Genomic DNA, 21,277 nt, shown 5'->3' with positions numbered 1-21,277 from the left:
CCGCCATCTCGGCAAAGGGGATTTGTGGCAATGGGGTTGCTCGAGATTCGCGGGCTGAAAAAACAATTCGACGGCCTCGTCGTGCTCGATGGGATCGACATTGTCGTTGAGGAAGGCGAGATACAGGGCGTTATCGGGCCGAACGGCGCGGGAAAGTCGACGCTCTTCAACATCGTCAGTGGAATATACAGGGCCGATTCGGGCAGCATCCGGTTCCGCGACCGCGAGATCGTCAACCGTCCCGTATACCGGGTGGCGCGTATGGGCGTGGGCCGGACCTTTCAGGTCGCGCGCGCCTTCGACGAAATGACGGTCCTTGAAAACATGCTGGTGCCCAGCGTGGTCATGCACATATCCCGTGCCGAGGCCGTACGGCGCGCCGATGAACTGCTTGAACTGGCGACGCTCGACAGGGTGAGGGAGAACCCGGCGATCGAGATATCGGGCGGCCAACGAAAGCTTCTCGAGTTTGTGCGCATGATGATGACGGATCCCGATCTCATCCTCCTGGACGAGCCTTTCAACGGCATTAACCCGGCACTCATCGAAGTTCTCATGCGGCTTGTGCGCCGGCTCAACGAGCGCGGCAAGACGTTCCTGCTCATCAGCCACGAAATCCCGCATGTAAGTGAACTTTGCAATACGGTGACCGTGCTGGCCGCCGGTACCAATATCGCACGTGGCACACCCGCCGAGATTCGTGAAAACCCGGCTGTCCTTGACGCCTATCTGGGACACTGAGCATGGCGCTGGAGATCAGGGACATCGTGGCCGGTTACTCCCGCGAGGTGCCGATCCTCGACGGCGTGAACCTGAAGGCCGAGGATGGACGCGTGACGGTCATTCTGGGGCCGAACGGCGCCGGCAAATCGACGTTGCTCAAGGCGATCTACGGGTATTTGACGCCGCAACGTGGTGAGGTGCTGCACGACGGCAGATCTATCGTAGGGCTGAAGCCGAACGAGATGCTGCGCCAGGGCATCGCCTATCTGATACAAGGCCACAGCGTTTTTCCGCGCATGACGGTGGAGGAGAATCTCGAGCTTGGCGGCTGGATCATGCGCGGCGACCACCAGCGCATGCACACGGCACTGGATTCGGTCTACGCCCGGTTTCCACGGCTGAAGGAAAAGCGGCGCCTGCCGGCAGGTATTCTTTCGGGCGGAGAGCAGCGCATGCTGGAGGTCGCGCGGCTGACCATGACGGGTCCGCGGACCATCCTGCTTGACGAGCCTTCCGTCGGTCTCATGCCACGCCTGGTCGACGAGGTATATCGGGAGATTATCAAGCTCAAGCAGGAGCGATATACCATCTTGATCGTCGATCAAAACGTCAAGAAGTCGATCTCGATCGCCGACTACGTATACGCGCTGGCACTCGGCCGAAACCGATACGAGGGGCCGAAAGAGGATTTCGAGAAACGCCTCGACGACATCGTGAGGGAGTGGATCTGATGGATTTCAGCCTCCTCTTGGAGCCGGCGATCCTGACCGAGGTGCTCGTGCAAGGGTTGGTTCGCGGCGCCATGTACGCCCTTATGGCTTCCGGGCTGTCGCTCATTTTCGGCATCATGGGCGTGAAGAACTTCTCGCACGGCGAACTGTTCATGCTCGGCACCTATGCCATGTTCTTCGTCACCGTGGTGCTTGGCTGGCCGTGGCCGCTGGGCATCGCCTTCGCGGCGCTGGCACTGTTCGTGTTCGGCATGCTGTTGGAACGCACGTTGATCGAGACATTGCGCCGGCGCGCCGGGCGCGACTGGCTGCTCGACGCCTTCATTCTCACCATCGGAATGCTGGTGGTGATGCAGAACCTGGCGCTCATCATCTTCGGCACCGAGCGACGCGGCGTGACGAGCCTTGTTGACGGGGTCCTTGTCTGGGGTCCCGTAATCGTCAGCTACGAGCGGCTGATGGTGCTGGCGGTGGCAAGCGGCGTCGGGCTCGCGCTGTGGGCTTTCATCCGCTTTTCCAGCCTCGGCAAGGCCATCCGTGCCGCTGCCCAGGACCCGGATGCCGCCCAGACCCTGGGCATCGACATACGCCTCGTCTACACGATCACCTTCGGTATCGGCGCCGCATTGGCGGGACTTGCCGGCGGGCTTCTCATTTCGATCTACCCCGCCCATCCCACGGTCGGCTTCCAGCCTGTGATCAAGTCGATCGCCTGCGTCATTCTGGGCGGGCTCGGCAACGTGCCCGGCGCCATTATCGCCGCCCTGCTTCTGGGCATCATCGAGGCCTATTCGACCTTCTTCATGTCTGCGGGCTGGCAGAATGTGGTCACGGCCGCGCTGGTGGTGATCATTCTTATCGTCCGCCCGAGCGGTCTTTTCTCCTCGAGCAAGGTAGAACGGGCATGAAGGCGCTGGAAGCGGCCTCGCAGCTCTCCAATATGTGGCGGAGCAGGCCGGCCCGCATCATCAAAATCGGTCTGCTGATCGTCCTTCTGATTGCCGTCCCGCCTTTCCTGGACAATCCCTATATCACGCGCGTTTTCATCTCCGCCGTGATGCTGGGCGTCATGGCCGCCATCTACGATCTCATGATCGGCTATGCCGGTCTCATCAACTTCGGCTATGCTGGGTTCCTTGCGGTCGGCGCCTATACCTCTGCACTCGGCGCTTTCCACTATGGCGTAAGCCCTTGGATCGGGCTGTTCACCGGCGGTGTGGCAACCGCCTTCATAGGACTGCTGGCCGGCATCATCTCGCTTAGGCTCCGCGGTCTGTATGTGGCGCTTCTGACCTTCTTCGTCGGCGAGGCGATCCGCTTCACGATCTCCAACCTGCCCGATTATACGCGCGGCATGCTCGGCCTGTCCGTGCGTCCTTACCCCGATATTCTGGGCATCGATTTCGGCCGCAGGGACCTCATCGCCTACTATTACCTGCTGCTCGTTCTCGCCTCCGTGATCATGGGTCTGATGACATGGCTGGTACGCTCGCGCTACGGCCTTGCCTTCAAGGCCATCCGCGAGGACCAGCTCGCCACCGAGAGCCTGGGGCTCAGCGCAACCAAGTACAAGCTCTACAATTTCACCATCGCCAGTTTCCTGGCCGGAATCATGGGCGCCTTTTATGCGCACTATCTGGGCATCCTCTCGCCCACGCCGGAGGAGTTCGGCGTCTATCGCACGGTGGAGATCCTCACCATCACCTATGTCGGTGGGCGCGGAACGCTCTGGGGGTCCATCTTTGCCGGTTTCCTGCTGGTCGGCTTCCAGGAATATTTCCGCGGCATCGGACCGTGGCGACTGGTCATCTACGGCTGCCTTCTGATCTTCGTCATGCTGTTCGCCCGGCGCGGCCTGTCGGGCCTGAAGAAGTATGTGTGGTGATCCATCGCTGCCGCTTCCCGGTGGCCGTGCCCGTGCCCGTGCAGGCCTTTGTCATTTCGGATCGAGTGCCGACCAGGTTTCGGCCAGCGCCACGGTGGACGCGTTAATCGGGCCGCTTGGCAGTGTGGGCATGACGGAGGCGTCGACGACGAAGAGGTTTTCCAGCTCCTTCAGCCTCAGTTCGGCGTCGACCACCGCATCGTCCTCATTGCCCATGCGGCATGTTCCTGCGGGGTGATGGTGCGTGGAGACCGTTTGTGCGATGAACGCGTCAAGGTCGGCGTCCGAGGATTTCTGCGGGCCCGGAAGCACTTCTGCATCGCGCCATTCATCGAGCGCGGGATGCGCACCGATCATGCGGGCGGTGCGCAGCGCGGCGCGGAGCGTCGCGCGGTCCTGTTCCGTCGATAGATATTCGGGGTCTATGATGGGTGGGTCGCTAAGGCGCGGTCCTGAAGGAAGGATACGGCCGCGGCTGGTGGGGTGCGTTATGCCGCACAGAATGGTGAAGGCCTGGCCGTACTCCGGGATATGAAATCCCTCCGCCGCCGACGGCGCCACGACACAGGCAAGCACGATGTCGGGACGCCCGCTGGTGGCGGCCAGGTCGGTGCTGTCGAGGTACATCAGGGATTCGGAGTGCTGCAGCCTGGACGGTGGTATCTTCCTTGCTGAGCGATAGACGTTTCCCATCACCAGCAGATGGTCTTGGAGATTTGCGCCGACGCCGTTTCTCTCCACTGTGACATCGATCCCGACATCGGAAAGGACATCTTTGTTGCCGATCCCCGACCGCATGAGCAGAAGCGGGCTCTCGATGGCTCCTGCACAAAGTACGACACGGTCGGCGTGGAGCTGCCGCCGTCTGTTATCCGCGACCACTTCCAACACCCGCGCCCGCGATCCATCCACCACGATACGCTCGACCAAATGGTCGGTCAGCAGTGTGAGGTTGGGGCGCTGAAGGACTTCTTCCGGCAGATAAGCGTCGGCGACGGAAAGCCGGCGGCCCTTGCGGATGTTGAGCGCATTGGCGCAGGTGCCGATCAGTTCCGGTCCGTTGTGGCTTTCGATCCGCGGCACCCCGAGCGCGTTGCCGGCGGCCATATAGGCGCGCACCACCGGATTGACCTGCTCCGTCGGCAGATAGACGTCCAGCGGTCCGTCGCCTTCGCGTGAACCGGTCGCGGCGTCGATCACCGCCTCGCTGCGGCGGAAGCCTGCCAGAAGCCCCTCGTAGGACCAGCGATCTCCCCCGGCCGCCCGCCACGGCTCGAAGTCTGAGGGATGCCCGCGCACATAGGCCATGGCGTGGAGGCAACTCGACCCGCCCACCAGCCGCCCGCGTGGCCAGTCGTGGACGCGGTTTGCGGTGAAGGGCTGCGGGACGGTGCGATAGGCCCAGTCGAAGGCGCGGCCGGGCAGGGCGGTCCACTTGGCGGGATCGGCGATATCGGGATCATCGGGCATGCCGCCCGCCTCGATCAGGCCAACCGAACAGGCCGCATCCTCGCTCAACCGGCTGGCAACCACGCAGCCCGCCGAGCCTGCGCCCACGACGAGGACATCGAAGCGCTCCCGCACCCGCTCTGCTCGGCCTCAGGCCGCGAAGGAGGCGGCGGTCGACCGCTCGTTGATCTGTGCCTGCACGGCCAGGAGGTGCGCGTGCATGGCCGCCTGCGCCGCCTCCGGATCGCGCTGCGAAATGGCCTCGGCGATGCGCCTGTGCTCGGCGTCGCGCTGGGCGATCCGCTTCGGGCAGGTGGGCGAGGATGTGCCGGCGATCTTCATGCGAGCATCGACGCCGACCTGCCGCAGCATCTTATAGAACTCGACGGCCAGGTGGTTGCGCGAGGCCTGGGCGATGGCGAGATGAAACGACAGGTCGACCTCGCCCGGCCGGGCGTTCGGTGGTGTCGTTGCAGCATCCATGATGCGTGCGATCTCGAAGGCGGAAGCGCGCAGCGAGGCCAATCGCGCCAGCCCCGGTTCGATGATCAGCCGCATCTCCAACACCTCAATGGGATTGCTGACGCGTACCAGTTCCTCGCCATAGCGGGGCAGGGCCTTCTTGGTGGACCTGCGAAGCCGCGGCGGTTGCAGGTCGCCCGCCTCGCGCATGGCCAGAAGCGCCTTGCGCAACTGATGACGCTTGATCTTCAACATGTCGGCCAGATCGCGCTCGGAAGGCAGCTTTCCGCGCTCGCGCTGGAGCCGGCGCACTTCCTCGATAATATCCCCGACGGTGAGGGTATCGGCGTCTGTTGCATCAGCTTTCAAACCAGGTCTCCCTGCAGGCTTTGCTCCAATCGGTCAGCGGGGGCTTGCCCGTCGATGCTTCGGCGCCGGCAAAGCCCGCCATCCGTATAGTCGGTATGGTCGAGTATGCAAGTCTCCAACCGGAGCTCAACCAACTTATCCAAATATGTCGTGGTTGACAACCATTGGCGCGGAGTGGTTGACTGGTCGCAACCAAGAGCGGTCTGCGTGCCTGCACGGTTGGCCGCATAAGAGGGGATTCTGATGCCCGACATCGGGAGCTACGACTACGTGATCGTTGGAGCCGGCTCGGCTGGTTGCGTCCTGGCCAATCGGTTGAGCGAAGATCCCACTGTCACGGTGTTGCTCGTGGAGGCGGGCGACTGGGATCGCGACCCCATGATCCACGTTCCGCTTGGCTGGGGCAAGATCCTCACCGAACGGCGTCACGACTGGATGTATTTCTGCGAGCCGGAGGCCAATGTCGGCGGGCGAAGGGTCGAATGCGCACGGGGTAAGGTCATCGGCGGCTCGTCCTCGACCAACGCCATGGCGTATGTGCGTGGCAACCGCGGCGACTACGACCGCTGGGCGACACGGGGACTTTCCGACTGGTCTTACGAGAAGGTGCTTTTCTACTTCAAGCGCCAGGAAAGCTGGGAAGGTGGCGAGGACCCCTATCGCGGAGGTTCGGGCCCTCTCAATACCCAGTTCTGCCGCTACAAGGACGATCTGGTCGAGGCTTTCGCGCTCGCCAGCCGGCAGGCCGGCTATCCGCAAACCGACGATTACAACGGAGCGCAGCAGGAAGGTTTCGGCCGCCTGCAGATGACCATCAGGAACGGGCGCAGGAGCTCCGCGGCTTCCGCCTATCTGCGGCCCGCCCTCCGGCGCCGCAACCTGACGGTGCTGACCCGCGCCCTGGTCACCGGCGTCACGCTCGAGGACGGACGGGCGACCGGCATCACCTATCGCCGCGGCGGGCAGGAGCACGGCGTCGTGGCGCGGCGCGAGGTGCTGCTGGCGGGGGGCGTCATCAACTCGCCGCAACTCCTGATGCTTTCTGGCATCGGCGCCGAGGCCGAGCTTTCCGCGCACGGCATTCGCACCCTGGTCGACCTTCCCGCAGTCGGAAAGAACCTGCAGGACCACGTGTCGGTCATCCTGATGTACAGGCGCAAACGGCCCGGCCCCTTCTTCGAGATGATGCGCGCCGACCGGATCGGCCTCGACTTTACCCGGACCTATCTGACAGGGCAGGGATTTTCAGGCGATGTGCCCGGCGGGGTGGTGGCATTCCTGCGAAGTGACGAGAACCGTCCCTTGCCGGACGTGCAGATCCTGTTCACCGCGGCGCCGCTTGCCTCCTGGCCCTATCTGCCGCCCTTCCGGGCTCCCTTCACCGATGGTTTCGCCACCCGCATCGTGGCTGTCCAGCCCGAAAGCCGCGGTAGTGTGAAGCTCGCGACCGCGGATCCCGCCGTGCCTCCGTTGATCCACCAGAACTTCCTTTCTTCGCCGCGCGACTGGGAGTCATTGCGTGCGGGCGTGCGCGTTGCGCGCGATCTGGCCGGTCAAGAGGCGATGAGGTCTTTTGTGGAGAGCGAAACCCTGCCTGGCGTTTCATGTCGCAGCGATGCTGCGATCGACGAGCACATCCGTAATACGTCCATCACGGTCCACCATCCGGCCGGCACGTGTCGCATGGGGGCCGATGAGGAGTCCGTCGTCGACCCGGAACTTCGGGTGCGCGGCGTCGAGGGGCTGCGCGTGGTCGATGCGTCGGTTATGCCGGACCTTGTCTGTGGAAATATCAACGCCGCCGTTATCATGATCGCCGAGAAGGCCGCTGATCTCATCCGAGGTCGTGCGGAGCAAGCCCAGGCGGCATAACAGAAGCGGTCAACCGATATTTTGGTTGGCAGCGTAGTCGTCATATTGGTTAGCACTCAATCCAGAGTGGTCGGGTGGGTGGCCGTCATACGCAAAATTCCCAGAGTTATCCATAACCATGTGAATAACCTATATTTTTTAAAGGAAGGCCTGCCTTTAACGGCGCGGTCAGGCACTAAAATAGCGCGCAACCAAAAACTGCCAAAACGTAAATTTTTCTATTGTGGTCGATAACCATAGGGCATATGGTTGTTGTGGTTGAAGAGATTTATCGAGGTGTTCGACATGTCCGTTTCCGTGGCGCAACCAGAGAACAAACCCAGCAACAAGAAGGCGGCCCTGCAGGATCTTTACGATCGGCTCTATGCCAAGAACATGTTTCCCTTCTGGGCGGCGTCCGAAGGCGTGGACCATGACGAGATCAAGCAGCTCATGGCGACGTCGAAGGCAGTGCCCTTCGTCTGGTCCTACAGCGATATCGAGCCGCTTCTGCAGAGTGCCGCACAACTGGTGACCATGGACGACAGCGAGCGGCGTTCGCTGATCCTGGTCAATCCCGGCCTGGCGCCCAAGCGCGCGTCCGTCAGCACCATGTACACAGCCTATCGGCTCAACGATCCCGACGAGATCATGCCGCCGCACAAGCACTCACCGAGCGCCATCCGCTTCGGCCTGACCGGTGAAGGCAACTTCACCGGCGTCGAGGGCGAGGACGTCACGTTCGGTCCCGGAGACATGGTCCTCACGCCCAATGATGCCTGGCACAACCACGGCACCGTCGGCGGCGAGCAGGCGGTCAACCTGTCCGTGCTCGACCTGCCGCTGGTGGAGACCCTGCACGCCGTCCACTTCGACCATCGCTATACGGAGATGGAAAACGGCAAAGAGGTGGAGAAGAAGGTCCAGACGGCCCGCTACCCGAGCGACTATTCACAGCGCATCTATGGTGAAGGCGGAATGATCCCGCGCTTCGTCGACCACAAGCGCGGCGGCGGACTGTCCTCACCGATGTATGTCTACCGGTGGGAGAAGATGGAGGCGCTGCTCGAGGCCCACAAGGACTGGGACGGCGATCCGCATGAGGGGATCGTGATCGACTATGCCGACCCGACGACCGGCGGCCCCGTCTTCCAGACAATCAACTTCTACGTCCAGATGCTGCGGCCGGGCGAGAGGACGCTGCCCCAGCGTGAGACCGCGAGCCTGCTGCTGGCGCCGTTCCGCGGCAGCGGCCATTCCATCATCGACGGCGAGCGCTACGACTGGAACCAGTTCGACACGCTGGCCGTGCCGGGCGGTTGCTGGGTCGAGCACGTCAACGGTTCTTCGAGCGAACCGGTGATCTTCTTCGGTGCGACCGACGCGCCGACCCAGAAGAAGCTCCTGCTCTACAAGCGCTGGGGTCGCAACAAGGCGGGCGATCTTCTGCGCCTGGCCTGACCGGCAAGCGTTCACCTGTACACGCCGCGACCGCGCGGCGTGCTTCCCCTCATTCATGAAGACTTCGTTCAAGAAGACCAGCGAGAGGCGCAAGCGTTTGGTTTCCGCGTTCAACACGAAACATATCGCCCATATCGATTGCCCCGGAGGCGGTCAGGTCTGGGTCGATGGCAACACCCTTTACATCGGGCACATGCGCCCACCGAGTGGCACGACGATCGTCGATATCTCCGATCCACGCAAACCGCGTCCGGTCGCCAGGATCGACGTGCCGCCCGGCTGGCATTCCCACAAGGTGCGCGCCCAGGACGGCATCGCCATCGTCAACCACGAACGCTTCGGCAGCGAGGGGCCGGCCGATTTCGGCGGTGGCCTGGCGGTTTACGACGTCGCCAGACCGGAAGAGCCGAGGCTGATCGGCAAGTGGACGACGGGCGGCAAGGGGGTGCACCGCTACGATTTCGACGGACGCTATGCCTATATCTCGCCGACGGCGGACGGCTATGTCGGCAATTTCGTCATGATCCTTGATCTTGCCGACCCGGCGAACCCGGTCGAGGTCGGTCGCTGGTGGATCCCCGGCCAATGGACCGGTGGCGGGGAGCAGTATCCCTGGGACGACTACGTGCCGCCGCGCTGCCACCACCCGATCCGCATGGGCGATCGGCTCTACGTAAGCTACTGGCACCACGGCCTGTTCATACTCGACATTTCGGACATGAGCCGCCCGCGCGCCATCGCCCATGTCAACTCCAGCCCGGCATTTGCCCATCCGACCCACACCTGCTTGCCGATTCCGCAGCCTCTGAAGGGGCGCGACGTGATGGTGGTCGCGGACGAGGACGTGGCCAAGCTGCGGCCTTCGCCGCCATCCTTCGCCTGGATCTACGACATCACCGACGAGACGAATCCGCTGCCGATCTCGACGTTTCAGGTGCCGGATCTCGATCCCGAGGGGGCGCCGCAGCCGCCGATGAGCGGCTGCCATCAACCCTCCGAACGCTTCTCCGGCACGATCATCCCCTTCGCCTGGTTCGCGCAGGGAATGCGCCTGGTCGACATCGCCGACCCTTTCGCGCCGAAGGAGGTGGGCCATTTCCTGCCCGACGCGCCGGAGGGCGCCGACCGCGCCTCGTCCAACGACGTGACGATCGATGATCGCGGCTTCGTCTATCTCATCGACCGCGTGCGCGGCGTCGACGTCATCGAAACGAGCGTATTGTAGGAGCCAGCCCGTGAACGACAGCGCCAGGAAGTCCGACACACATTACGCCATCGGCAAGAAGAACCCGAACCTGCCGTTCCACCCGGCCGTGCGCGCCGGCGACTACATCTTCGTTTCCGGACAGGTGCCCAAGGACGAGAATAACGACATGATCTCCGGCACCATCGAAGAGGAGACGCTAGCCACCCTCAAGACCATCGAGCGCGTCATCGCCCATGAGGGGGCGACGCTCTCCGACGTGGTGCGCATCACCACCTACCTGGAGGATGTGCGCGATTTCGGTCGTTACAACAAGGCCTTCCTCCAGGGCATCGGAGACGCCGTCCTGGCGCGCACCACGGTGGAGGCGCGCGCCGTCATAAACACCAAGATCGAAATGGACGCCATCGTCTACAAACCGAGGGACTGAGACGGGCACAGAAGCACCGGGCCTTGAAAAGATCCGTAAGAACAAGGGGAAGGCCCGGATCGCAATGGGAGAATGGACATGATCAAACGCTTTGCCGCAGCCGCGCTTTTCATTGGCGTACTCGGCGTTTTCACCACCGCCTCCGCGCAGACGGTCCGTTTCGGGGCGGGCCAGCAGGGCTCCCAGAACTATGGCGTCAATGCCGCGCTTGCCCAGGCGATCGACGAGCGCACGGAATTGGCCGCCACGCTCCAGGCCTTCGGCGGCCCCACGAGCTACCTTCCCATGCTGGGATCCGGAGAGCTCGACATGGCCGCCGTGGTGACGCCCGATTTCGGCGACGCCGTGCGCGGGACCGGACCGTTTTCCGAAATGCCGCAGAAATCGCTGCGCGTCGTCGTGCCCCTGTTCCCCAGCCCGGTCGGCCTCATGGTGAGGGCGGACTCCGAGATCGGGTCGATCGCCGATCTGGAAGGGAAACGCGTCGCTTGGGGCATGCCCGCTCAGGCCAGCCTGCAGCCCTACCTCGAGGGCGCGCTCGCCAATGGCGGCCTGACGGGCGACGACGTGCGCGCGGTACCGGTGGCGAGCGTGGCAAACGGGGTCGCCGCACTCGTCAGCGGCAATGTCGATGCCACGCTGTTCGCCTTGCGCGGCGGCGCGGTGGTCGAGGCCGACGCGGCACTGGGCGGGATACGCTGGCTGCCCTTCGACAATTCGCCGGAGGCGGTCGAACGGATGCAGGCGGTGGCGCCGGAAGCCTACCTGGTCACCGTGGAAGGCGATGCGGGGGTGACGGGCATCCCCGAGACCATGGACACCATGGCCTATGACTACGTGCTGGTGGCGCGCGGCGACCTCGCGGACGAGACGGTCGCCGCCGTGACCAAGCTTCTTGTCGAGGAGGGTGCGGCGATCGCCACGAAGAACAATGTGCTTGGCGCCATGGACCGCGAGACGATCCAGCGCCCCTATCCGGACCTGACCTTTCACCCCGCCGCCGAAGCGGTCCTGCGGGGCGAATAGGCGGCGGGCACGCGGAGAGCCGTCATGACAAGGGGGCACGAGAACGCCAGCCAACCCGGCACGGGGCCCGCCTCGCCGGTGTTGGACAAGCTCGTCTCCGGGCTCGGATTCGTGCTCGTTCTCGTCTCGCTCGCCTGGATCCTCGATGCGGCGCGGCTTTTCGGAACGGCGGTCTTCGACGAACAGCCGATCGCGCTTGCACTCGGCCTGTCGCTGGCGGTGGTCGCCTTCGGCCTGGGTCCCGCGCGCGGCGGCCTGGTGCGGGGAGGGGGTGTAATTCTCGGCCTGGCGCTTTTCGGCATCATGGCGACCCTGGCGCTGCGCTACCCCGAACTTGTCGTCAGTGCGATGATGCGCCCCCCGTGGCTGGTGGTCGTCAGCCTGGCACTGATCGCCGGCCTGCTCTTCCTGGTCTGGCGCACCATCGGCCTGCCAATCGTCCTGATCGTCCTTGTCCTGTCCGGCTGCGCCCTTTTCGGGATGGCGCTCGGCATTCCGACGACGGCTGTCGATCGCTGGGCGATCTATCTCGTCATCGACCCGAATGGTCTGCTCGGCCTTCCACTGCGGGTCGCCGTGCAGATCGTCATTCCTTTCGTCTTTTTCGGCGAGCTTTTGCGCCATTCGGGCGGCAGCGCCTATCTCACCCAGCTCTGCTTGGGCGCCTTCGGCGGCTATCGCGGCGGCAGCGCGAAAGCGGCGGTCGGGGCCTCGGCCTTTTTCGGCACCATTTCGGGCAACGCCGTTTCCAACGTGGCCGGTACCGGCATCGTCACCATCCCGCTCATGAAACGCACGGGTCTGAGGCCGGAAACCGCCGCGGCCGTGGAAGCGGCCGCCTCCACGGGTGGTCAGCTTCTTCCGCCGGTCATGGGGGCGGCGGCCTTCGTCATGGCCGATATGCTGCAGGTTCCGTATCTGCACGTCGTGACGGCGGCTCTCCTGCCGGCGCTGCTCTACTATGCGGCGATCATCGTCCAGATCGACCGTATCTCGGCGCGCAACGGGATCAGCGGCGTGGACGCGTCCGAACGTCCCGATCTGACGGGACTGCTGCGTCGCGGCTGGCACTTCTTCATTCCGTTCGCCGCCCTGTTTGCACTCCTCTTCGTCAACCAGACCCGGCCTGAGATGGCCGCGGTGGGTGCCATTGTGGCCCTCGCGGTGGTCTCGGCATTGCGCGGCTATGAGGGCAAGCGGCTCAGGCCGGGAGACGTCATGCGCGCGGTGATCGACACCGGTCACGCCGTTGCGCCGCTGCTGGTGATCACGGCGGCGGCCGGTCTCGTCATCGGACTGGTCAGCCTTACCGGGCTCGGCTTCTCGATCGCCGGCCAGGCGGTCGCGGCCAGCGGCGGCAACACGATCGCGCTTCTGGTTCTGGTCGCCCTCATCGCCATCGTCTTCGGCATGGGCATGCCGACGGTGGCCGTCTATGTGGTGCTGGCCACCGTGCTGGCGCCGGCGCTGGTCGAGACCGGGCTGGCCCCCATGCAGGCGCATCTCTTCATCCTCTATTTCGGGTTGATGTCGATGCTGACGCCGCCGGTGGCGCTGGCCTCCATCACCGGGGCGAGGATCGCCGGCGCCGACATGTGGCGGACCTCCTTCGTCGCCATGCGGCTGGCCTGGGTTGCCTATATCATCCCGTTCCTGTTCGCCTTCTCGCCCGAACTCCTGCTCGGCGGAACACCGACAGGTGCCGCCATTGCGGCAGTGACGGCGTTCCTGGGCACCTCGGCAATATCTGTGGCCGCCGTCGGCTATGCACGCGCGCCGATCTCCGGCCCGATGCGGCTCGTTTATGTCGCGCTCGGAGCGACGCTCCTGGTGCCGCCCGCCTGGGGCATGATGTTCGCTGTCGCCAACCTTCTCGGCGGCATCGCATTCATCGCCCTTTTCCTGGCATCGGCGCCCGCGCCGGTGGGCGCGCGCAAAGGGGACGGAAAGCCCCGCATCCGCGAAGACAAACACCTACCGGCAATCAAGTCATGACGCCGGGCAAACGAGGAGACGCAACATGTACAAACTTCTAGGCCGGCAGACCTCCGGCAACGTTCAAAAGGTGCTCTTCATGCTCGAGGAGATGGGAGCGCCGTACGCGCGGGAGGACTATGGCCGCCAGTTCGAGAACACCCAGACGGCGGAATACAAGGCGCTGAACCCGACCTCGAAAGTGCCGACGCTGACCGACGGCGAGACGGTCGTCTGGGAATCGAACACGATCCTGCGCTACATCGCCGCCAGCCCCGAGGGACAGCCGCTGCACGGGGCGAGCCCGGCGGAAAAGACGGAAGTTGAGCGCTGGATGGATTTCCTTCTGGCCGCCGTCAATCCGGGCTATCTCGCCGCCTTCAAGGGCACCAAGCTGCCCTCGGAGGAAAGGGGTGCGGCCTTCGACGCCCAGGTCAAGGACCTGGTGGCGCAGCTGAAGATCATGGATGGCCACCTCGCGGGCCGGGACTTCTTCGCCCTCGGCCGCCTGACCATCGCCGATATTGCCTGCGCACCCATCGTCAAGCGCTGCCTCGATTTCGATATCGACAGGCCGACCCTGCCGGAGCTCGAGCGGTGGATCGCGTCGGTCGCCGCGCGTCCGGCTTTCAAGGCAGCGACCGGTGCGGCGGCCGCCGCCACGAAGGTCGCCTGATGATCGGGCGTGTCGCCCTTATCGGTCTGGGGACGATGGGCCCCGGCATCGCCGCGCGTCTGGCGCGCGGTGGTCTCGAGGTCGCCGCCTACGACGTCGCGCCGGCCGCGGTGGAGCGCGCCCGCGACATGCTCGATAATGCCATGGCAGTGCTGGATCAGCTCGGCATCGCTCCTCCCGAAACCGGTGCCGGGGCGGTGCATTTCGCCGGCAGTCTCGCCGAGGCGGTCTCCGATGCCGATCTGGTGATCGAAAACGTGCCGGAGAAGGAGGACGTCAAGGCGGAGATCTACCGCGCGATCGACCCGCTGATCGGACCCGACGTCATCGTCGCCTCCGATACCTCCGGCATTCCGATAACGAAACTGCAGGCCCACATCTCCGTTCCCGAGCGCATGGTCGGCATGCATTGGTCGAACCCGCCGCACATCGTTCCCATGATCGAGGTGATCGGCGGCGAGAAGACCGCGCCCGGCACCGTCGCCACTATCCGCGAACTGATCCGCTCGATCGGGCTGTTGCCGGTGGTGGTCAAGAAGGACGTGCCGGGTTTCGTGGAAAACCGGGTGCTCTACGCCCTCCTGCGCGAGGCCGTCGATCTCGTCGAGCGCGGCGTCATAGAGCCCGAGGACCTCGACACCTGCGTATCCTGGGGCATCGGCTACAAGATCGCCGTCATCGGCCCCATGCAGCTTCTCGATATGGCCGGGCTCGACATCTACCGCTCGGTCTCCTCCTTCCTGAACGCCGATCTTTGCAACCGTGACGATGTCGCGCCGATGATCACGGAAAGGACGGAGTCATCGAGGTTCGGCATCAAGTCGGGCGAGGGGGTGTTCCCATACACGCCCGAGCGCATCGGCGCGCTCCAGGCCGAAAGGGCGCGCAAGCTGATCGCCGTGCGCCGCATCCTGGAAGGCGGGGAGTAGCGCGATGGAGGCGGCGGTGGATGCGGGACGGAGCGGCGAGCGCGCGGGCGGGGCGAGCGTCACCTTTGCCGTGCGGGCAAAGGAGGCGGCGCACCGCGTTCTGGGCGTGGCGCTCATCCTCGTGGTGGGGGCCAATGTCTTCAACGCCACCGGCCGTTACGTGCTTGGCTATTCGTTCACCGGCACGGACGAGTTCATGGTCTATACGATGATCTGGGTCGTCATGGCGGGCGCGGTCATGTCGCTGGCAAGCCGCGAGCATATCGGAATCAATCTGCTGCCCTTCTATGCGCGGGGGCGCTTGCGCCATCTTCTTCATTGCATTCACGACCTGACGGCGCTGCTGGCGTGCGGCTATGCGACCTATGCCTCCGCCGGCTTCGTTACCCGCATCGCGCGATTGGGCACGGAGAGCATGGGGCTCGGCATACCCATGACGGTGCCGCATGCGGCGCTTCTGGCCGGCTTCGCCGCGCTGACGCTGGTGGCGGCTCTTCTCCTGTCGCGCAGCATCCTTGCCTTGATGCGCGGGGAACCGCACGCGGAGGAGGGCTCGTGACCGCCGTGCTCGCCATCGTCCCGCTGGCGCTTCTGGCGCTGGGCACACCCGTCTTCCTGGTCTTCCTGGCGGCGGTCGCGCTCACGCTCGTTTTCGTGCTGCCGATACCGCCGCTCGCCCTGCACCAGGTGATGTTCGGCGGCCTGGACAACTATGCGCTCCTGGCCATTCCCTTCTTCGTATTCGCCGGCGAACTCATGGGCGCCAGCGGCATCGCTTCCCGGCTGATCGCCTGGGTGCTTGCGCTCGTGGGGCGGATGCCGGGCAGTCTCGGCGTTGCCACCGTCGGTGCTTCCACGGCGATGGGCGCCATTTCGGGCTCCAGCGTCGCAGCGGTCGGCGCATTGGGCAAGACGCTCTATCCCAGGCTCGTCGAGGGAGGTTACGGTCGGGAGCGCGCCGCCGGCCTCATCGCCTCAAGCGGCGCCGTCGACATCGTCATTCCGCCCAGCATCGCCATGATCCTCTACGGCCTCGCCGCCGAACAGTCGATCCCGCGTCTGTTCATGGCCGGTATACTTCCGGGCCTGCTGATCGCTTCGATGATCTCGGTCTTCATCATCCTCATGGCGACGGTGAAGGGCATCCCCGTGGTCGGCCGCTTCGACGTCAGAAAAGCCCTGGCGGCGACGAAGGATGCCGTGGCGGCGCTCTTCATGCCGGTCTTCGTGCTCGGCGGCATCTACAACGGCTGGTTCTCACCGACCGAAGCCGGCGGCTTCGCGTGCCTCTACGCCATGATCGTGGCGCGCTTCGTCTACCGCTCCATGAGCTGGGGAGACATCGTTGAGGCGGCGGGCAACGCGGCCATGCTGTCGGCGCGCATCATGGTCATCGTGGCGGCCGCCGGCATCGCAACCTGGCTTCTGACCACGCAGGGGGTTCCGCAGGCCATCGTCACCTGGATCGAGGCGCTCGAGATGTCGCCGGTGATGTTCCTCCTGGTCATCAACATGGTGCTTCTGGGGATCGGCTGTCTGCTCGATCCGACGACGGCGATCCTCGTTCTCGCGCCGCTGCTGGTTCCTATCGCCGTCTCTCTCGGCGTCGACCCGGTCCATTTCGGCATCGTCATGACCGTCAACCTGGCGATCGGCATGTTCACGCCGCCCTTCGGGCTCAACATCTTTGTCGCCCAATCGGTAACGGGCCTGCCGGCGCACGCGATCTATCGCGGCATCGTGCCCTTCCTGGCGGTGCTCGTGGCGGCGCTCCTCATCATCACCTACGTGCCGGCGCTCTCGCTCGCGCTGGCTCCAGCAATCTGACGGGAGAGGCAAGTGCGATGACAAGGAAACTTTTGACGGCGGCAGGTATCTCCATAGCGCTGGCGGTGACGGCGCTGCCGGCCATGGCCCAGTCGACCATGAAGCTGGCCTCGGCGACCATCAACGATGTCCAGCACGAATGGCAGAAGGTGTTCGCGGCGGAGCTGGCCGAACGTGTCGGAGACGCGGTCACCACCGAGATATATCCCGCCAGCCAGTTGGGCGCCATTCCGCGCATGTCGGAGGGCGTTCTGCTCGGTACCATCGAGGCCTTCACGACGCCGACGTCCTTCATGACGAACGTCGATCCGCGCTTTCAGGCCTTCGACGTGCCGGGCCTGTTCCGCACACCGCAGGACGTGCACAACGCCATCCACGATCCCGAGTACCGCGACCATCTGGAAGAGATGTTCCTCGACAAGGGCCTGCGTGTCATCGGAGCGATCTACAACAGCCCGACGGTGGTCTTCACCATGCTGCCGGCGGAGACGCTCGAGGACTTGAATGGCCTGAAGATCCGCACCTTTGCCTCGCCCATGCAGATGCGGCCCATGGAACTGCTCGGCGCCACGCCGCTGCCGTTGGCGCTCTCGGAGGTCATCCCGCAACTGGAGTCGGGCGGCCTCGACGGCATGCTGGTGGGCATGCCGATCCTCACCGCTTTCAAATATTACGACGTCGGCAAACACATTACCGATCTGCGCTTCGCCGAGATTGTCTCGGTGACCGTGGTCAACGAGGCCTGGTTCCAGTCGCAGAGCGAGGCGGTCAAAACGGCGATCGTCGAAGCGGGACGCGAGGCCGAGCTTTCGGTGTTCGACTGGGGCGTCGAGAATGTCGAGCGCACCTATCAGGTGTGGCAGGACAATGGCGGCATCGTCAACGAGCTTGCCCCGGAGGAACGCCAGCGCATGCTGGACGAGTTCGCCGAGCTAGCCGGGACACTGGTCGAAGCGGACCCGGCCCTCAAGGCCGAATATGAGCGCCTGCGCAAACTGGTCGATGCGGGGAAGGGCGAATGAGGGCGGCCTTTTCCTACCGGCATTCGAGCCTGTCGCCGGCCGGTGCGCAACCAAGGTGGAGCGGTGTTGCGCGGGCGTGCGGCGTCCGGTCGAGCGGGATCGTCCAACGCGTGACATACGCCTTGCCGGCGATGCCGCACCAGACCCGCTCCACGGGCAGGGGCTCGCCGTGCGCGTTGCGGGCGAAATGGGTTCCCGTGGAATCGTCCACCCAGAGCGTAAATCCACCTTCCGTCCCCGGCGGGATCATCGCCAGGTCGAGAGAGAACCAGTGGGCTATCTCGGCCTTGCAGTCGATGGCCGAACGGCCCTCGTTACCGACCGTGACCGGCCAGGCGGACAGCGCCCCGCCGGCGGCCGGATACGAGACGATCACCATCGATACGCCGACAAGCACACGGGAGAATTGAAGCCGAAACACCATCGCCTCGTAAGAGAAGGAGGGGAGTTCGCTTCGAGACTACACGATAAAAAGAAACGAAAACAACGAGATAATTCTCTTATCAACAATGGGAGACGTGAAATGATGAAGTTAGTGAAAAGCCTGGCAGGCGCGGCGCTATTGAGCGGTGTCGTGATGGCGGGCGCCTGGGCGGGCGAGATCGGGTCCATCGCCATATTGACGCCGGAGGAAGGAACCGACTTCGGCTGGAACCAGCAGGGCATTGAGTCCGCGAAAGCCGCCGGCGAGGCGACCGGCGTGGAGGTGATCGTCGCACAGGGGCTCGGCTATGGTGACGTACGCCCCACCTTGCGCGAGCTTGCCGAGGAAGGTGCCGGCCTGCTGATCGCACATGCCAGCGGCTACAACACGTCCGCACCCGAGATCGCCGAGGAACTGGGCGTTCCGGTAGCGGTCGTCGATACGCCGAGCGCGCGCACCGAGGGGCTGATCGCCGATTATACGCTCAGCGGGCATGAAGGTGCCTATCTTGCCGGACGATTGGCCGCCAAGATGACGCGTTCCAAGGCGGTCGGCATCGTCGTGTCGGGCGAGCCGCCGTCCTGGAACTCGCAATCGGCGGGGTTTGCCCAGGGCGTTCGCGACGAGGATCCGGAAGTCGACATCACCTATGCGGTGATCGGACCGGCCGCCTATTCCGATGCGGCTGGCGGCAAGCGGGTGACCGAAAGCGTGATCGCCGCGGGTGCCGACATTATTTTCGGCCAGGGCAACGGGTCGAGCTTCGGCATGATCCAGGCCGTCGCGACGGCGACCGCTGCCGACGGCGGCGATGTCTGGTTCATCGACGTGATCGGCGACAAGTCGTCCGTCGCCGAGGACGTGCTCCTGTCCTCGGTCATCTGGGACATCACGCCGGTCTATACGGCGATGATCGAGGATATCAGGAGCGACACCTACGGCACCAAGACCTACGCCATCGGCCTTGCCGACGACTCGGTGAGACTTTTGAAGACCGACGCGATTCCGGACGACGTCTGGGCGGAGATCGAAGAGATCCGCGCGAACATCGTTTCGGGCGAGCTGACGGTCGAGCCGATCTTCGAGGCGACGAAGGTGCGGGCGCTGATGACCGACGTGTCGGAGTAAGGCCGGCACGCCTGACGCGCGGCCGGAGGCCCCGCCTCCGGCCTGTTCCCCCGTCGATTGCCGAGTGAACCATGAATATCGCCACCGAAACTCCGGAAGCCCGTCTCCATCCGCCCATCGTCGCGCTCGAGGGGGTGACGAAGCGTTTTCCGGGCGTCGTCGCCAATGACGACATCGACCTTGAGATCCGCCCCGGCGAGGTACACGCCCTCCTGGGTGAAAACGGCGCCGGCAAGTCGACGCTCATCGGCATGCTCTCCGGCCTGATCCAGCCGGACGAGGGGCGGATCCTGATCGACGGCGCACCCACGCCGATTACCTCGCCGCGCCACGCGCTCTCGCTCGGCATCGGCACGGTCTTCCAGCACGTGATGCTGGTGCCGACGCTCACCGTGGCCGAGAATCTCCTGCTCGGAGGCCCGTGGTGGCAAAGGCCGCGGATCGAGGAGCTGACCGAAAGGGTTGAGGCGATCAGCAAGACGCTGGGGATCTCGGTGCGGCTTGGCGCCCGCGTTTCGGAACTGTCGCTCGGCGAGCAGCAGCAGGTCGAGATCCTGCGCGCGCTCTTGCGCAACAGCCGCCTGCTCATTCTCGACGAGTCGACCTCGATGCTGACGCCGAAGGGCATCGAGGAACTGGGTTTGCTCATGCGCCGCCTTGTCGAAGAGGGGCTGGCGATCGTCTTCATCACCCACAAGCTGCGCGAGGCCGCCGCCTTCGGCGACCGCATCTCGGTGCTCAAGCTCGGCCGCAAGGTGGGCGAGATGCCACCGGAGCGGCTGCGCGCCCTGGACGAGGACGGTTTCGTCGCCGAAGTCGTGGAGATGATGTTCGGCGCGGCCCGAAGTGACGGTGAGAAGCCACAGCTGACGGCCAGGCCGGCGGCACACGAGGCGGCCCCGCTTCTTCAGGTGCGCGGCCTGGAAGTGCATTTGCATGGCGATGCGCCGAGCCTCCGCGACATCTCCCTCGAGATCGGCCGGGGCGAGATCTTCGGCATCGCCGGCATCGACGGCAACGGCCAGAAGCAGCTCGCCGAGGCGCTTGCCGGACAATTGCCCGCCGATGGTGGCAGCGTGATCTTCGACGGCTCGCCGCTCGACGGACTGGGGGTCGGCGAACGCCGCCGGCGCGGATTGCGCTACCTGACGGATGACCGCCTGGGCGAGGGGACCGTCGGCTCGTTTCCGGTGTCCATCAACTATTTTCTGAAGCAGATAGGGTCTCCGCCGTTCTGGCGTTCCGGCGTCGAGCAACGGGCTCTGATGCAGCAACGCGCCGGGGAACTGACCCGTCAATACGACGTGCGGACGCCGAGCCTTGCAACGCCGGTGGGGCGGCTTTCGGGCGGCAATATACAGAAGGTGCTCATCGCGCGCGAACTGGCCGAGGGCGCGCGCGCCGTCATCTTCAACAAGCCGACCTACGGGCTCGACGTCGCCAATACGCTGGCGACCCGGCAGCGCATTCGCGAGGTCGCCGAGCGCGGGCTCGCGGTGCTGCTGATTTCGACCGACCTGGAGGAACTTTTGAGCATGTGCCATCGCATCGCCGTCATCTCCGACGGCAGGCTCGCCGGAACCGTCGACAACACCGACGATGCGGCTTCGCGCATCGGCCGCCTGATGATCGGGCTTGCGGCATGAGCGTGAATTCGGCAGACGCTCCGGGCCCGGCCGCGCTCGACGCCGCACCGGGGGCCGCCC

At 64.6% G+C, this 21,277-nt stretch carries 20 protein-coding genes; 17 read left to right on the top strand and 3 right to left on the bottom strand.

Annotated features, from left to right (window positions below; all coding sequences use genetic code 11):
- Positions 1-30: 30 nt before the first annotated feature.
- From ACFP9U_RS04360 to ACFP9U_RS04345, 4 genes are read left to right on the top strand one after another with little or no spacing between them, the layout of a single operon-like run.
- On the top strand, positions 31-741 hold the full coding sequence (locus tag ACFP9U_RS04360; protein WP_378619303.1) for an ABC transporter ATP-binding protein: 711 nt from the start codon (positions 31-33) through the stop codon (positions 739-741).
- A 2-nt stretch (positions 742-743) separates the two neighbouring features.
- On the top strand, positions 744-1,454 hold the full coding sequence (locus ACFP9U_RS04355; RefSeq protein ID WP_378619301.1) for an ABC transporter ATP-binding protein: 711 nt from the start codon (positions 744-746) through the stop codon (positions 1,452-1,454).
- On the top strand, positions 1,454-2,362 hold the full coding sequence (locus ACFP9U_RS04350; protein ID WP_322450392.1) for a branched-chain amino acid ABC transporter permease: 909 nt from the start codon (positions 1,454-1,456) through the stop codon (positions 2,360-2,362). The genes ACFP9U_RS04355 and ACFP9U_RS04350 overlap by 1 nt, the downstream gene beginning before the upstream one ends.
- Positions 2,359-3,339 carry a branched-chain amino acid ABC transporter permease gene (locus ACFP9U_RS04345; RefSeq protein ID WP_378619299.1) on the top strand — a complete coding sequence of 327 codons (981 nt, stop codon included), beginning with the start codon at positions 2,359-2,361 and terminating at the stop codon, positions 3,337-3,339. The genes ACFP9U_RS04350 and ACFP9U_RS04345 overlap by 4 nt, the downstream gene beginning before the upstream one ends.
- A 51-nt stretch (positions 3,340-3,390) precedes the next feature.
- Here ACFP9U_RS04345 and ACFP9U_RS04340 read toward each other — a convergent pair whose 3' ends face one another.
- Both ACFP9U_RS04340 and ACFP9U_RS04335 read right to left on the bottom strand, forming a co-directional pair.
- Positions 3,391-4,923 (bottom strand): GMC family oxidoreductase, encoded by a 1,533-nt coding sequence (locus ACFP9U_RS04340; protein WP_378619297.1) that lies wholly within the window; start codon positions 4,921-4,923, stop codon positions 3,391-3,393.
- 15 nt (positions 4,924-4,938) lie between these two features.
- Entirely contained in the window at positions 4,939-5,619 is a 681-nt protein-coding gene (locus ACFP9U_RS04335) for a FadR/GntR family transcriptional regulator (RefSeq protein WP_378619295.1), read from the bottom strand.
- Positions 5,620-5,862: 243 nt separating this feature from the next.
- On the opposite strand from ACFP9U_RS04335, the gene ACFP9U_RS04330 reads away from it, so the two are divergent.
- From ACFP9U_RS04330 to ACFP9U_RS04280, 11 genes are all read left to right on the top strand, one after another.
- The gene (locus ACFP9U_RS04330) at positions 5,863-7,491 is read left to right on the top strand and encodes a GMC family oxidoreductase (RefSeq protein ID WP_378619293.1); all 1,629 of its coding nucleotides are present in this window, start codon (positions 5,863-5,865) and stop codon (positions 7,489-7,491) included.
- Positions 7,492-7,749: 258 nt separating this feature from the next.
- The gene (locus tag ACFP9U_RS04325; RefSeq protein ID WP_378619292.1) at positions 7,750-8,931 is read left to right on the top strand and encodes a cupin domain-containing protein; all 1,182 of its coding nucleotides are present in this window, start codon (positions 7,750-7,752) and stop codon (positions 8,929-8,931) included.
- 55 nt (positions 8,932-8,986) lie between these two features.
- The gene (locus ACFP9U_RS04320) at positions 8,987-10,156 is read left to right on the top strand and encodes an LVIVD repeat-containing protein (protein WP_378619290.1); all 1,170 of its coding nucleotides are present in this window, start codon (positions 8,987-8,989) and stop codon (positions 10,154-10,156) included.
- Positions 10,157-10,166: 10 nt separating this feature from the next.
- Positions 10,167-10,565 carry a RidA family protein gene (locus ACFP9U_RS04315; RefSeq protein ID WP_378619288.1) on the top strand — a complete coding sequence of 133 codons (399 nt, stop codon included), beginning with the start codon at positions 10,167-10,169 and terminating at the stop codon, positions 10,563-10,565.
- A gap of 78 nt (positions 10,566-10,643) precedes the next feature.
- Complete coding sequence (locus tag ACFP9U_RS04310) at positions 10,644-11,591, top strand: TAXI family TRAP transporter solute-binding subunit (RefSeq protein WP_378619287.1); 948 nt, start codon at positions 10,644-10,646, stop codon at positions 11,589-11,591.
- Positions 11,592-11,615: 24 nt separating this feature from the next.
- Positions 11,616-13,586 (top strand): TRAP transporter permease, encoded by a 1,971-nt coding sequence (locus ACFP9U_RS04305; RefSeq protein ID WP_378619285.1) that lies wholly within the window; start codon positions 11,616-11,618, stop codon positions 13,584-13,586.
- A 25-nt stretch (positions 13,587-13,611) separates the two neighbouring features.
- On the top strand, positions 13,612-14,241 hold the full coding sequence (locus tag ACFP9U_RS04300; protein WP_378619284.1) for a glutathione S-transferase family protein: 630 nt from the start codon (positions 13,612-13,614) through the stop codon (positions 14,239-14,241).
- Positions 14,241-15,170, top strand: a complete 930-nt coding sequence (gene fhmpcd1, locus ACFP9U_RS04295) for a 5-formyl-3-hydroxy-2-methylpyridine 4-carboxylate 5-dehydrogenase (RefSeq protein WP_378619282.1) — start codon at positions 14,241-14,243, stop codon at positions 15,168-15,170. Before ACFP9U_RS04300 ends, fhmpcd1 begins: the two co-directional genes overlap by 1 nt.
- Positions 15,171-15,174: 4 nt before the next feature.
- Positions 15,175-15,729, top strand: a complete 555-nt coding sequence (locus ACFP9U_RS04290) for a TRAP transporter small permease (protein WP_378619280.1) — start codon at positions 15,175-15,177, stop codon at positions 15,727-15,729.
- Positions 15,726-16,997, top strand: a complete 1,272-nt coding sequence (locus ACFP9U_RS04285) for a TRAP transporter large permease (RefSeq protein ID WP_378619278.1) — start codon at positions 15,726-15,728, stop codon at positions 16,995-16,997. The genes ACFP9U_RS04290 and ACFP9U_RS04285 overlap by 4 nt, the downstream gene beginning before the upstream one ends.
- Before the next feature lie 17 nt (positions 16,998-17,014).
- Entirely contained in the window at positions 17,015-18,019 is a 1,005-nt protein-coding gene (locus ACFP9U_RS04280; protein ID WP_378619276.1) for a TRAP transporter substrate-binding protein, read from the top strand.
- 13 nt (positions 18,020-18,032) lie between these two features.
- On the opposite strand, the gene ACFP9U_RS04275 is transcribed toward ACFP9U_RS04280, so the two are convergent.
- Complete coding sequence (locus ACFP9U_RS04275) at positions 18,033-18,440, bottom strand: hypothetical protein (RefSeq protein ID WP_378619275.1); 408 nt, start codon at positions 18,438-18,440, stop codon at positions 18,033-18,035.
- A gap of 102 nt (positions 18,441-18,542) precedes the next feature.
- On the opposite strand from ACFP9U_RS04275, the gene ACFP9U_RS04270 reads away from it, so the two are divergent.
- Positions 18,543-19,571, top strand: a complete 1,029-nt coding sequence (locus ACFP9U_RS04270) for a putative B6 ABC transporter substrate-binding protein (RefSeq protein ID WP_378619273.1) — start codon at positions 18,543-18,545, stop codon at positions 19,569-19,571.
- Positions 19,572-19,642: 71 nt separating this feature from the next.
- Positions 19,643-21,217 carry a putative B6 ABC transporter ATP-binding protein gene (locus tag ACFP9U_RS04265; RefSeq protein ID WP_378619272.1) on the top strand — a complete coding sequence of 525 codons (1,575 nt, stop codon included), beginning with the start codon at positions 19,643-19,645 and terminating at the stop codon, positions 21,215-21,217.
- The last annotated feature ends 60 nt before the right edge of the window (positions 21,218-21,277 follow it).

The organism is Nitratireductor sp. GCM10026969, assembly GCF_042660605.1.
Lineage (GTDB): Bacteria > Pseudomonadota > Alphaproteobacteria > Rhizobiales > Rhizobiaceae > Chelativorans.
The sequence above is the reverse complement of the archived record's forward strand: the minus strand, read 5'-3'. Positions and strand labels throughout refer to the sequence as shown.

What these genes read in the sequence shown, in the direction of transcription:
- ACFP9U_RS04345 (WP_378619299.1), top strand. Translation starts at nt 2,359, where the DNA reads ATGAAGGCGCTGGAAGCGGCCTCGCAGCTCTCCAATATGTGGCGGAGC.
- ACFP9U_RS04300 (WP_378619284.1), top strand. Translation starts at nt 13,612, where the DNA reads ATGTACAAACTTCTAGGCCGGCAGACCTCCGGCAACGTTCAAAAGGTG.
- ACFP9U_RS04305 (WP_378619285.1), top strand. Translation starts at nt 11,616, where the DNA reads ATGACAAGGGGGCACGAGAACGCCAGCCAACCCGGCACGGGGCCCGCC.
- ACFP9U_RS04360 (WP_378619303.1), top strand. Translation starts at nt 31, where the DNA reads ATGGGGTTGCTCGAGATTCGCGGGCTGAAAAAACAATTCGACGGCCTC.
- ACFP9U_RS04290 (WP_378619280.1), top strand. Translation starts at nt 15,175, where the DNA reads ATGGAGGCGGCGGTGGATGCGGGACGGAGCGGCGAGCGCGCGGGCGGG.
- ACFP9U_RS04265 (WP_378619272.1), top strand. Translation starts at nt 19,643, where the DNA reads ATGAATATCGCCACCGAAACTCCGGAAGCCCGTCTCCATCCGCCCATC.
- ACFP9U_RS04350 (WP_322450392.1), top strand. Translation starts at nt 1,454, where the DNA reads ATGGATTTCAGCCTCCTCTTGGAGCCGGCGATCCTGACCGAGGTGCTC.
- ACFP9U_RS04320 (WP_378619290.1), top strand. Translation starts at nt 8,987, where the DNA reads ATGAAGACTTCGTTCAAGAAGACCAGCGAGAGGCGCAAGCGTTTGGTT.
- ACFP9U_RS04280 (WP_378619276.1), top strand. Translation starts at nt 17,015, where the DNA reads ATGACAAGGAAACTTTTGACGGCGGCAGGTATCTCCATAGCGCTGGCG.
- fhmpcd1 (WP_378619282.1), top strand. Translation starts at nt 14,241, where the DNA reads ATGATCGGGCGTGTCGCCCTTATCGGTCTGGGGACGATGGGCCCCGGC.
- ACFP9U_RS04330 (WP_378619293.1), top strand. Translation starts at nt 5,863, where the DNA reads ATGCCCGACATCGGGAGCTACGACTACGTGATCGTTGGAGCCGGCTCG.
- ACFP9U_RS04270 (WP_378619273.1), top strand. Translation starts at nt 18,543, where the DNA reads ATGATGAAGTTAGTGAAAAGCCTGGCAGGCGCGGCGCTATTGAGCGGT.
- ACFP9U_RS04310 (WP_378619287.1), top strand. Translation starts at nt 10,644, where the DNA reads ATGATCAAACGCTTTGCCGCAGCCGCGCTTTTCATTGGCGTACTCGGC.
- ACFP9U_RS04355 (WP_378619301.1), top strand. Translation starts at nt 744, where the DNA reads ATGGCGCTGGAGATCAGGGACATCGTGGCCGGTTACTCCCGCGAGGTG.